Source organism: Curtobacterium sp. B18 (assembly GCF_000333375.1).
Classification (GTDB): domain Bacteria; phylum Actinomycetota; class Actinomycetes; order Actinomycetales; family Microbacteriaceae; genus Curtobacterium.
In genome coordinates this window covers 1-10,280 of record NZ_BACZ01000538.1, presented here as the reverse complement: position 1 = coordinate 10,280, position 10,280 = coordinate 1, and the positions used below count along the sequence as shown (strand labels likewise).

Genomic DNA, 10,280 nt, shown 5'->3' with positions numbered 1-10,280 from the left:
CACCTTCCTGCGCACCGACGAATATGAGGATTATATCCGCCCGACCGAGGCGCAATGCTCGGCACTCTCCTACCTCAACGGCGGCACGACCTATTATGCCAGCCGGCCGAATTACGACACGATCGACGGCCCGGGCTATTTCTGCGGATCGAACGAATCCGTCGCCTACGGGACGATGATCTCCAAGCGGACGAGCATCAACAGCTACGGATCGATCGGCTACGACTTCTCCGATCATGCGCAGGCGTTCGTCGATTTCCAGTTCGGCTACAGCAAGCTCTCACTCTTCCGCGACGTGCTGAGCTGGTATTACGAGACCGCCGACGGCAATCAGGAAGGCACCTTCTTCAACACGCCGACACCTCTACCCGCTTGCGGGCGGCCGGATGGACGGTCCTGCGGTACTGGGAGCACGAGGAACCGGCCGTGGTCGCTGGGGCAGTAGCCGCCGCTGTGATGGGACGGAGCGAGAATTCCGGTTCTCCCGCGTCCGACCGAGACCGACCACACCTTCTCTCCCCCGAGACCGCGTCCTCCCCAACCTGTGGCCGTCACTAGCGGAGCGCTACGCACGGCGGAGGCGAAGACGAGCAAGACCGTGATCTGCTCGTCAGCGTTGGGCGATTGCGTGGTGCAACGCTTGGTATGGGCCGTCGCTACCGCCGTCGTCGGAATAACGCCGCTACACAGTGAAAGCGCTACAGCGCAGCCTTCTATTTCAAAAACCGTGTGACCGTGCTGCTTAGGGGCCGCCGCCTCCCTCACCTTCGGAGAAGCCGTCGACACATCCGCTCACGTCAGCGAAGGGCGTTGCGATCATTTTCGGCACATTCTGCGGAGCGGGCGGTTGCCAAGAAAGGCCGCACCCCTCGGGCACCACGGTGACCTCCAGCGACGGCAGATCGCCCTTCACCTACCAGGACGCCATTTCGAGTATAGAAGCAAACTGATCAATCGTTTCGAGTCCAGTGACACCCAAACCAGCCACGCCGATAGGAGTGATTTCTCGGGCACGAGCGTCGGGGGTGAATATCATCTCGGGAACGAGCACTAGTCCATTTAGTGAAAAGTCTGAAAAATCGTAGTTGTCTCCAATCGGGTGATCCTTGAAGAAAGCAAGTCGATCGGCCCACTCGTCGAGAGCTTGCTCAATTCTACTTTTAGCAGCAATCATCTCACGGTATTCTCCGGCGATGTAGTTGACCCCCACGAGCGTGCGCTTACAAGAAATTAAAAAAAGACGCCGGTCGAACTGCACGATTGCGTCGATGTCAGTTACATCTTTACCATTGAAACGCAATTTCCTTTGCACCAGGTCCCGAACGGTAGGCTCGGGCTTGTAGGAGGTCTCATCAATGAGCGCTTGCGTGACGTCTTCAAACCGTTTTGCACCGATGTTGACTAGTCGCCCACCATGCCTTGCGTTGATTCGCAATTCTACCGAGGCGTGCCAAGTAAGAGCAGCAACATCCACTATGGCATTCTCGCCCTCCTCGTACAGGATCGGCCCTGGATAACTGCGCTCCAGCGGGCGGTACATACTTTTGACGACTTGCAAGCAGCGCTCCGCGTTTTGCCCTGTCTGAGCATGCGAATCTAGCCACTTTTGAACCAACTGCTTGTTAATCTCCGCGTCGAGGTCGGAACGAAGATCCTCCATCCCCATGGTCATCAGACCTCGCTGCGTGAGGTCCGGGTATAAAGCTAAGCCATCTTCGAGGACTTTTTGCAGCATCAACCGGCCGAGGATCGTCGTCGCTACAACTTCAATCGGTCGCTCGAAAGCTTCTAAAACGCCAGGGTCGAGCGGGTCGCGAGAGGGCCCCTTAGCTTCTTCTATGCGCAGGGTGAACTGATGGAACCCGTGCTTGGGTTCCAGCGCGACCGTCGAATCCCAAGCGTTATCTGCCAGATACCCGTCTTGATATGAGTATGCATTCAATATGCGATAGATCGGCGGGTCCGTGACTTCATCTCGGCTCAATTCCGTAGTCCACCGTTCGACAGACCGCCAAGAATTCCGAAGATCAAATTCTCGAAGTATCGATATCAGTGAGTTGGATTGATACTGAGTGGGCAGTTCCTCCGCAGAGGTGATATAGCGAACTCCCTTCGTTGCGCTTCTAATGCCCCATTCGCTCTGCTCGACGAGGTAGGCTACCTCTAACAAACGGGCCAGTCGCATTGCGGATCGCGGCTCGATCGCGACTTGTTCCCGTGTTTCAGTAGCGCGGGCTGTACCAGCAATGTTCGTCGCGATCTGAAGGATCGACAGTGCTTCAACTTCGGCTTGAAAATATTCAAGCTTCAGAACACGATGATTTAGCGCTCGAATCAGCTTCAACCAGGTGACTGAACCAAATACGTCGATACTTTCCGCTATGCGGCGCATCATTGATGCCCGTACACCAACGAAGTACTCGTAAGCGGCAACGCCTTCGAGAATCTCACGTTCTCGCCCGGACTCCCGAATAGCAGCTTTCAAGATTCCACGCGCCCATTCACTCGCGCCGGGTCGGGCCCGTATCAGTAGCTTCTCTAGGTCTGTCATCGGTCGGCACTTGGGCGTCGGCCTTTGCACCTTCGGCCGTTTCTCATGCCCTGCGCGCACGGTAGCTTTGTCTCTTCCTACACCGAAAGCCTGTCCGTTGCCGCTCATGAGCGTCATCCTAGGAGCGACGGTTCAGAGATGCCGATCGCGAGGCCAAAGTCGGTAGTGCGCGGGCTTGCGTCCCCTTAGCGCACGTGATGAGAAGCAGCGGAGTCGCTGCGGAAGGAAGGCTTGAGTCCGGCCGACGTCACTCCCTAGCGCATGTCGGTTGCACCTCGGCTCGCCGAGGCAGAGTTCGACCTCGCTGTTGAGCGAACGGATCTGAGTAGACCCCGATGAGGCAAAGCGACTGGCGCACCAGTCGCGCGGGCGTATGACCCAGTGTGATGGGCGCCCATGGCTGCGAGACTGTGGTTGTGGGGTACTCCGCGAGCCGTCGCCACACATCTTGCGCTGATCAGGAGCTTGCGCAGCGCGAAGTAGTGGTTAGCTCACTTTCAGGCTGCACCCGAGTGAAGATGCGAACCGTTGGACTCGGCTGTGCGGGGTCCGCACACGGGGCCGAGTCCGCCTGTGCAGGAGGTAGACGTCCTGAGCGAGATCTGCACCAAAGACGCGCCACCGGCGCTCCCGGAAAGAAGAAAACCCCCGTGTGAACGGGGGTTTTCTGTGGCGGTACCGGTGGGATTTGAACCCACGGTGGAGTTACCCCCACACATGTTTTCGAGACATGATCCTTCGGCCGCTCGGACACGGTACCGGGAAAGAGTTTACACGATCCAGGAGGCGCGACGCACCACCCGGCGTCGACTCCCCCTCCACAGGTGGCTGGTCTGGGATGCCCGTCCACGGCTCGCTCGGGACGGATCGCGTCCCGAAGAAGTCCGCGTAACGTCCACCGCATGAGATCACGCACGCTCATCGCGCTGCTGTCGTCGGTCGTCGGCGGCCTGACCGTCCTCGGTGGCGCAGCGTTCGGCGCCCGGGCCGGTGTCCGCGGGCAGCAGGCTGCCGCCCGCCGGATCGGCGAGCTGCTCCCGGTGCACGCCGACTGGTGGCGGGAACGCCTGCAGCACGAGGGGCAGATCACCTACCTGGCGATCGGCGACTCGGCGGCGCAGGGCGTCGGCGCGAGCGAGCCGCACCGCGGGTACGTGGGGCTGCTCGCACGACGGATCCGGCACCGCTCGCGGTCGTCGGTGCGGGTCGTGAACCTCAGCGTGTCCGGTTCGACGACGTGGGGTGCGCGGAAGGACCAGCTCCCGAAGCTCCGCAACTACACGCCGGACATCTGCACGGTGTCGATCGGGGCGAACGACATCGCCGACTTCCATCCCGACAAGTTCGAGCGGAACATCCGCGAGATCTACGGCGCGGTGCCCTCCCACGCGATCGTCGCCGAGCTGCCGTGCATGTTCGTGCCCGACCGGGAACGCAAGGTGGCGGTGGCGAACGAGATCGTGCACCGGGTGGCAGACGAGTTCGGCCTGACGGTGGCGCCGCTGCACACCATCACGAAGCGGGTAGGGCTCCGCCGGACGTTCTTCAACAGCTACGGCGATCTGTTCCACCCGAACGACCGGGGGTACGAGATCTGGGCGAGCGCGTTCGAGCCGGCGGTCGACGCACGGGTGGACGTGGTCGCGGCGATCCGGCACTATCTGTCTGCTCGAGAAGCCGAGGACCTCGGAGCCGGTGCGGGCGCGGTGGCGACCGCACGCGCCGAGCAGGACACCGAGGGCGCCGAGGCGCTCGACCACGCCGACCGGCCTGGACGCATCGACCGTCTGCGCCAACGCATGACCGGTTCGGTCACGGTGCCCGACGCGGCCGCCGATCCGCACTCCGACGGCCCGGCCGGCCGCGCGGGTGATGTCGGCGGCACCGCCTAGCCTGACCGTCATGGCGCGCGCTCAGTCCCTCTACCGCTGCACCGAGTGCGGCTGGACCACGATCAAGTGGGTCGGTCGCTGCGGTGAGTGCCAGTCGTGGGGAACGGTCGAGGACTCCTCGGCCGCCACGGCCAGCGTCCGTGGCACCTCCTCGGTCGCCGTGACCGGCAACCGCGTCGCCCGCCCCATCACCGAGTCGCGTGGCACCACCGTGCAGCGGTGGCAGACCGGCATCGGCGAGTTCGACCGCGTGCTCGGCGGCGGTGTGGTGCCGGGCGCTGCGGTGCTGCTGTCCGGCGAGCCCGGCGTCGGCAAGTCCACCCTCCTGCTCGAGGTCGCGTCACGCGCCGCTGCGAACGGCAAGCGCGTGCTCTACGTCAGCGCCGAGGAATCGGTCGACCAGGTCCGGCTCCGCGCCGAGCGCACCGGGGCGATGCACGACGACCTCTACCTGGCGAGCGAGGTCGACCTCGGCGTCATCCTCGGCCAGATCGACCAGGTCCAGCCGGACCTCCTCATCGCCGACTCGGTGCAGACCATCTCGTCGAGTTCGATCGACGGCATCGCGGGCGGGACGTCCCAGGTACGCGAAGTCGCCTCCACCCTGATCCGCGTCGCGAAGGACCGCGCGCTCCCGGTCCTCATCGTCGGTCACGTGACGAAGGACGGCACGATCGCCGGTCCCCGCCTGCTCGAGCACCTGGTGGACGTCGTCTGTCACTTTGAGGGAGACCGACAGACCGCGCTCCGGTTCGTCCGTGCGCTCAAGAACCGCTTCGGCCCCACCGACGAGGTCGGCTGCTTCGACATGGCCGGCGACGGCATCCACGAGGTCCCCGACCCCAGCGGCCTCTTCATGTCGAAGAACGGTGCGCCGGTGTCCGGCACGTGCGTGACCGTCGCGCTCGAGGGGCGACGAGCACTCCCGGTCGAGGTGCAGGCACTCGTCGTCCCGAGCTCGGCGCCCCAGCCGCGCCGCGTCGTGAACGGCGTCGACTCCTCCCGCGTGGCAATGCTGCTCGCGGTGCTCGAGCGCCGAGCCGGACTGAAGCTGTCCGACGCCGACGTCTACGTCTCGACGGTCGGCGGCATGAAGCTCACCGAACCGGGCGCGGACCTCGCGATCGCCCTCGCCCTGGCGAGTGCCGCGCGCGACCGCCCGTACCCGCACACGCTCGCGGCCGTCGGTGAGATCAGCCTCGCCGGCGAGATCCGCCCAACCACGGGCACCAAGCAGCGTGCGAGTGAAGCCGCACGACTCGGGTTCACGACCGTGCTCGGGTCCGATGCGCAGCACCTCCGCGAAGCGCTGCGGGTCGCGTTCTCCCTCGCCGCGGACGAACGCGAGCGCGAACTCGACCGGGCGTTCTGATCGCGGACGACCGACCCCACGGACAGACGGGCAGACCCACACTGGCCGACCCGACCGACCCCGACTGTCCCCACGGACGCACGGGCAGATCGACCCCGACGGACCTCCGGAACGTGCGGGCAGACCGACCCCGACTGCCCCCACCGACGCGCCGGCAGACCGGGCCCGAGGACTCGGACACGCCGAGACGCGCCCGGAGCGTCAGGCCCGGAGCGCCGCCAACAGGTCCTCCGGGGTCGCCTGCATGGTGTGCGGCCCCGCGATGTCGAAGAACACGCCCTCGAGCGAGTCCAGGTGTGCCGCGATGAACTCCTCGAGCCGCGGGCCGTCGTAGACCATGACCTGTCGGACCTTCTCGTCCGGCACCATCGCGGTGTAGGCATCGGCCGACGAGAACAGCAGCAGGATGCGCTTGTCCGAGCCTTCACGGCCGAACACCCGCACCTGCATGTCCTTCTTGCCGGTGACGAGCCGGGGGACGATCACGATGTCGTTGCGGAGCGCGAACGCCACCGCAGCGACGTCCTGCTGCTCGAGCGCCGCCTCGAGCTGTTCGCTCCGGAAGCGCTGTTCCTTGTCTGCCATCACCCCTAGTCCACCAGATTCATGGACGTTCGGCGACTTCGGCTCTTCCCTTGTGGCCACAAGACTGTAGATTGGTACCAACCGCTTCGGCGGGAGTCCATCGTTCTTCCGGTGCACAGCACCTCGAGCGCCATCGGTCACTGGCCTTCCCCGGCCGCCTGGCCCCGAACCCGTCCCGCCGGCCCCATGCCCGCAGGACGCATCGATCTGACGACATCCGTCGGTGGATCGGCGGTAGCGAGTACCGCTTCGCAAGACAGTCGACTGCAGATGTCGACTGGCAAGAAAGTAAGGAACGCCATCATGGCATCGACCGGCACCGTCAAGTGGTTCAACAACGAAAAGGGCTTCGGCTTCATCGCCCCGGACGACGGCTCCGCTGACGTCTTCGCTCACTTCTCCGCGATCGCTGGCAACGGCTACAAGTCGCTCGAGGAGAACCAGAAGGTGGAGTTCGACATCACCGAGGGTCGCAAGGGCCCGCAGGCGGAGAACATCTCCGTCATCGGCTGATCTCCTCCAGCCCGAACGGGCCCGTCGTCCTCGTGACGACGGGCCCGTTCTCGTTGCCCCAGGCGGCCGACTCCGGCGACCTCCGGCAGGACGAACCGTCGCCGAACCCCGGCAGGACGAACAGCCGGCGATCCCCCGCAGGACGAACTACCGCCGCCTTCCCGCAGGACGAACCGCCTCGGACCTACTGCAGGATGAACTGCACCGAGGTCTTCGACGCGAGGTTCCCCACCGCCACCTGCAGGTGGTAGCTCGCACCCCCACCGGTGACCGACGGCCGTGACGAGTCGCACGTCGACGTCGACGAACGCGTCCGGTCCCAGGCGATCGCCGGCGTGGTCAGGGTCTGCCCGGCCTTGATGGTGACGTCCTGGTTGGTGCCACCGGTCTGGCAGTCCTTCGACGACCAGTACTGCTCCTCGCCCGACGAGATCGTGAGGACCTGCTGGGACGACCCGAGGTCCATGTGGCACGAGTTCGACCCGGTGTTCTTGATCGACATCGCGATCTTCGGGTCCTCGGTGGGTCCGTACGTGCTCTTGTCGACGACCGGGGTCAGGGCGATCTGGTCCTTGGTGCACGTCGCGCCGTCCTTGGCGGAGGCGGTGGGCGACCCCGAAGGTGATGCTGCGGCGGAGGGCGTCGCACGCGGCGACGAGGACGACCCCGAAGCAGACGAAGCAGCGGAAGAAGCGGAAGAAGCGGCAGAAGACGCCGAAGCAGCCGTCCCGGCCGGATCCGCCGAGGCCCCACCGCGCCCGACCACGATCAGTACGACGACGACCGCGATGAGCAGCAGCACGCCGATGACCATCGCTCGGCGGCGCCAGTAGACACCCGGCTTCTCGGGCCCGACGGGGTGACGGAACGACGACATGCGCACAGGGTAGACAACGGCGGGAGCGGCACGGGGGAACCCCGCCGCGCGGTCACCGAAAGCGTCAGAGGATCTTCAGCATGCGGGTGTTGCCGAGCGTGTTCGGCTTGACCCGGGCGAGGTCGAGGAACTCCGCGACCCCTTCGTCCGACGACCGGACGAGTTCGGCGTACACGTCGGGCGACACGACGCTCTCGCCGATCTCGAGGTACCCGTGCTTCGTGAAGAAGTCGACCTCGAACGTCAGGCAGAAGATACGGGCCACACCGAGCTCGCGGGCGTCGTGCTCGAGCGCCTCGAGCATGCGGTGTCCGACGCGCTTGTGGATCCAGTCGGCGTCGAGGGCGAGGGTGCGGACCTCGGCGATGTCGTCCCAGAAGACGGCGAGCGCGCCGCAGCCGATCGGGACGCCGTCGGGACCCTCGGCGATCCGGAACTGCTGGATCGACCCGTACAGGGCGACGTTCTCCTTGCCGAGCAGGATCCGCCGGTCGACGTAGGGCGAGATGAGCCGCTGGATGTGCGGGACGTCCGACGCCAGGGCCGGGCGCACCAGGATGCCGTGTTCGTCCCGTTCGTGGAACGCGTGCTTCCCGTGTGCAGTCATCTCCCTCACCATAGTGCGCGCGGGGGACACGGCCCTGTACGTCGCCCAGCCGCGGCCGCCTACCGTCCGGTGCATGCCTCAGATCATCGAAACCGTCGACGTCAACGTCCCCGTCGCAGCCGCCTACGGCCAGTGGACCCGCTTCGAGGAGTTCCCGCACTTCCTCGACGAGGTCGAGAAGATCGTCCAGGTGGACGACACGACCACCGACTGGACCGTCAAGGTCGCCGGCCAGGAGCGCCAGTTCCGTGCCGTCATCACCGAGCAGCACCCCGACGAGCGCGTCGCGTGGACGGTCAAGGACGGCGACACCGACCACGCCGGCGTCGTCACCTTCCACAAGCTGTCCGACGACGAGACCCGCGTCACCGCGCAGATCGACTGGGAGCCGTCCGGCTTCCTCGAGAAGCTCGGCGCCGCGGTCGGTGTCGGCGGACACGCCATCAAGAAGGACCTGCAGAACTACAAGGAGCGCGTCGAAGCGGCGCCCACCGACACCGGGTGGCGCGGCGACGTACAGGCCTGACCAGGCCGACGCGCGAGAGCGCGACCACGGTCGAGACGGGAGGCGCGGTGCCAGCTGGCACCGCGCCTCCCGTCCGTCGTCGGCTCGCGACCACCCCACGGCGCCAGCCGCCTGTTCGGCATCCCCCCACGACATGCCGACCTGACGAACGGGCGCGCGCCTGGCAGAGTGGGTCCCGCTGGCCTCGGCGCTGGTCCAGTTTTACCATGTCTGAGACAGATGTACAGGGCGGGGAGACATGATCGAGTACACCGACGACGACGCGCACCGACGAGAACTCTCGCGGAAGCTGCAGCTCCTGATGGACGTCGTCGAGGCGAACACCGGACAGCGCCCGCCCTACAAGGAGATCGTCGCCGAGATCGAGGCGCAGGGTGCGTCGATGAGCCGCCCGCGGTGGGGCTACATGCTCGGGGGCAACGGACCGGCCGTCCGCGACCAGCGCCTCCTGGTCGCGCTCGCCGGCTACTTCGGCGTGCCGCCCGAGTACCTCACCGACGCCGCGGGCAACACCGACGTCCCGGAACGGGTGCAGGCGCAGCTCGAACTCGTCCTCGAACTCCGCAAGCGCGAGGTCGTGGCGTTCGCGACCCGGCGGCTCGGCGAGTTCGCCTCCGCGGCCGAGATCCGCGACTTCACCGAGCACGTCCGGCGTCTCGACGACTCCGGGGCGACGTCGTGAGCGGGTTCGCCGACCGCAGCGGCGCCCGCCGCCGACAGGCCGAGGCACGGCGGAGCGTGCAGCGTCTCGGGCTCCCCCGCCGGCTGACGCTCCCCCAGCTGCTCGTCCGCGCCGAGGCGACCCTCGGCAAGCCGATCCGCCTGCGGACGACGGCGCTCCCCGGCGACCTCTCGGCGCGACTCATCCAGCGCACCGACCACGCCCTGCTCGAGACGCGCCCCGACCTGTCCGAACGGTCCCGGGTCGCGAGCATCCTGCACGAGCTCGCGCACGTGTTCCTCGCCGACCCGGGCTGCGACCACGAGGCCTACACCGGGCTCCTCACCGGGCGGACGGCGTTCACCCGCTCCCTCGACACCCCGCACGAACAGGCGGTGGAGCTCGTCGCCGACCAGCTCGCCCTGCGGATCGGGCTGCTCGACCCCGACGGGGTGCCGCGCGGGATCTTCCGGTGACCCTGCACGTCTGGGGGTCGATCCCGGTCTGGCTCATCCTGGCGGTCCTGGTCGTCCGGCTCTGGCTGGTCCGGACCCAGTCGGCGAGCGTCAGCTGGCTCATGGTGTGCTGCGCCTTCGTCGCGGTCGGGCTGAGCATCAACCAAGCCGACGTCGTGACGTTCCTCGGCGGGCTGACGCACGAGCCGAACATCGCCGACTTGCTCGGCCGCTGCCTGAT

General features: G+C 66.0%; 12 protein-coding genes and 1 tRNA gene. 8 read left to right on the top strand and 5 right to left on the bottom strand.

What is annotated here, in order from left to right; genetic code table 11:
- A partial coding sequence (locus I5E_RS25630) for a hypothetical protein (RefSeq protein WP_031262815.1) occupies nt 1-445 on the top strand: 445 nt, incomplete at its 5' end.
- A gap of 468 nt (nt 446-913) precedes the next feature.
- Here I5E_RS25630 and I5E_RS24655 read toward each other — a convergent pair.
- Both I5E_RS24655 and I5E_RS14580 read right to left on the bottom strand, forming a co-directional pair.
- The gene (locus I5E_RS24655) at nt 914-2,659 is read right to left on the bottom strand and encodes a hypothetical protein (RefSeq protein WP_148286985.1); all 1,746 of its coding nucleotides are present in this window, start codon (nt 2,657-2,659) and stop codon (nt 914-916) included.
- 562 nt (nt 2,660-3,221) lie between these two features.
- A tRNA-Ser gene (locus tag I5E_RS14580) sits at nt 3,222-3,311 on the bottom strand.
- A gap of 142 nt (nt 3,312-3,453) precedes the next feature.
- On the opposite strand from I5E_RS14580, the gene I5E_RS23735 reads away from it, so the two are divergent.
- Together I5E_RS23735 and radA are read left to right on the top strand one after the other, a co-directional pair.
- Entirely contained in the window at nt 3,454-4,443 is a 990-nt protein-coding gene (locus I5E_RS23735) for an SGNH/GDSL hydrolase family protein (protein ID WP_022907632.1), read from the top strand.
- Nucleotides 4,444-4,453: 10 nt separating this feature from the next.
- A complete protein-coding gene (radA, locus tag I5E_RS14570) occupies nt 4,454-5,815 on the top strand; it encodes a DNA repair protein RadA (RefSeq protein ID WP_031262812.1) in 1,362 nt (453 codons plus the stop codon).
- A 201-nt stretch (nt 5,816-6,016) separates the two neighbouring features.
- On the opposite strand, the gene I5E_RS14565 is transcribed toward radA, so the two are convergent.
- A complete protein-coding gene (locus tag I5E_RS14565) occupies nt 6,017-6,400 on the bottom strand; it encodes an SseB family protein (protein ID WP_022907630.1) in 384 nt (127 codons plus the stop codon).
- Nucleotides 6,401-6,670: 270 nt separating this feature from the next.
- On the opposite strand from I5E_RS14565, the gene cspE reads away from it, so the two are divergent.
- Nucleotides 6,671-6,913 (top strand): transcription antiterminator/RNA stability regulator CspE, encoded by a 243-nt coding sequence (gene cspE / locus I5E_RS14560; RefSeq protein WP_402268558.1) that lies wholly within the window; start codon nt 6,671-6,673, stop codon nt 6,911-6,913.
- Nucleotides 6,914-7,097: 184 nt separating this feature from the next.
- On the opposite strand, the gene I5E_RS24650 is transcribed toward cspE, so the two are convergent.
- Both I5E_RS24650 and I5E_RS14550 read right to left on the bottom strand, forming a co-directional pair.
- Nucleotides 7,098-7,790: a hypothetical protein gene (locus I5E_RS24650; protein WP_022907628.1), complete on the bottom strand. Its 693-nt coding sequence runs from the start codon at nt 7,788-7,790 to the stop codon at nt 7,098-7,100.
- A gap of 64 nt (nt 7,791-7,854) precedes the next feature.
- Nucleotides 7,855-8,397 (bottom strand): amino-acid N-acetyltransferase, encoded by a 543-nt coding sequence (locus tag I5E_RS14550; RefSeq protein ID WP_022907627.1) that lies wholly within the window; start codon nt 8,395-8,397, stop codon nt 7,855-7,857.
- Between the two features lie 73 nt (nt 8,398-8,470).
- Here I5E_RS14550 and I5E_RS14545 point away from each other — a divergent pair, with 73 nt between their 5' ends.
- The 4 genes from I5E_RS14545 to I5E_RS21880 form a co-directional block, all read left to right on the top strand.
- A complete protein-coding gene (locus I5E_RS14545) occupies nt 8,471-8,923 on the top strand; it encodes an SRPBCC family protein (RefSeq protein ID WP_022907626.1) in 453 nt (150 codons plus the stop codon).
- 238 nt (nt 8,924-9,161) lie between these two features.
- Nucleotides 9,162-9,605 carry a hypothetical protein gene (locus I5E_RS22845; RefSeq protein WP_022907625.1) on the top strand — a complete coding sequence of 148 codons (444 nt, stop codon included), beginning with the start codon at nt 9,162-9,164 and terminating at the stop codon, nt 9,603-9,605.
- Nucleotides 9,602-10,060, top strand: coding sequence for a hypothetical protein (locus I5E_RS14535; protein WP_022907624.1), 459 nt, complete (start codon nt 9,602-9,604; stop codon nt 10,058-10,060). The genes I5E_RS22845 and I5E_RS14535 overlap by 4 nt, the downstream gene beginning before the upstream one ends.
- Nucleotides 10,057-10,280 (top strand): hypothetical protein (locus tag I5E_RS21880; protein WP_042723916.1); only part of this gene is annotated, 224 nt, incomplete at its 3' end. The genes I5E_RS14535 and I5E_RS21880, both read left to right, overlap by 4 nt.

Bases quoted from the DNA above. Each gene is read 5' to 3' on its own strand.
- I5E_RS14545 (WP_022907626.1), top strand. From the start codon at position 8,471: ATGCCTCAGATCATCGAAACCGTCGACGTCAACGTCCCCGTCGCAGCC.
- I5E_RS22845 (WP_022907625.1), top strand. From the start codon at position 9,162: ATGATCGAGTACACCGACGACGACGCGCACCGACGAGAACTCTCGCGG.
- I5E_RS24650 (WP_022907628.1), bottom strand. From the start codon at position 7,790: ATGTCGTCGTTCCGTCACCCCGTCGGGCCCGAGAAGCCGGGTGTCTAC.
- I5E_RS24655 (WP_148286985.1), bottom strand. From the start codon at position 2,659: ATGAGCGGCAACGGACAGGCTTTCGGTGTAGGAAGAGACAAAGCTACC.
- radA (WP_031262812.1), top strand. From the start codon at position 4,454: ATGGCGCGCGCTCAGTCCCTCTACCGCTGCACCGAGTGCGGCTGGACC.
- I5E_RS23735 (WP_022907632.1), top strand. From the start codon at position 3,454: ATGAGATCACGCACGCTCATCGCGCTGCTGTCGTCGGTCGTCGGCGGC.
- I5E_RS14550 (WP_022907627.1), bottom strand. From the start codon at position 8,397: ATGACTGCACACGGGAAGCACGCGTTCCACGAACGGGACGAACACGGC.
- cspE (WP_402268558.1), top strand. From the start codon at position 6,671: ATGTCGACTGGCAAGAAAGTAAGGAACGCCATCATGGCATCGACCGGC.
- I5E_RS14565 (WP_022907630.1), bottom strand. From the start codon at position 6,400: ATGGCAGACAAGGAACAGCGCTTCCGGAGCGAACAGCTCGAGGCGGCG.